The organism is Vibrio sp. HENC-03 (assembly GCF_000305755.2).
GTDB classification, from domain to species: Bacteria; Pseudomonadota; Gammaproteobacteria; order Enterobacterales; family Vibrionaceae; genus Vibrio; species Vibrio owensii.
Genome location: NZ_JH976070.1, coordinates 1 through 253, shown reverse-complemented (window position 1 = coordinate 253; position 253 = coordinate 1). Strand labels below are relative to the sequence as shown.

Genomic DNA, 253 nt, shown 5'->3' with positions numbered 1-253 from the left:
GTAAACTTGGATGTTCTGAACTTTCATCAGAGCAGCCATACGCATAGCGTTACGTGCGTATTCCATAAACATTAGGAATGTTGCGCCGTAAGGAACGAAACCACCGTGCAGTGCGATACCGTTCATGATTGCTGTCATACCGAATTCACGTACACCGTAGTGGATGTAGTTACCAGAGAAGTCGTTCGCTTCTAGAGACTTAGAACCAGACCACATGGTTAGGTTAGAAGGCGCTAGGTCAGCAGAGCCGCCC

1 pseudogene is annotated in these 253 nt (G+C 48.2%); it reads right to left on the bottom strand.

The annotated features are described in order from the left end of the window. A pseudogene (locus tag VCHENC03_RS18595) lies at positions 1 to 253 on the bottom strand (transketolase); the annotation flags it as partial.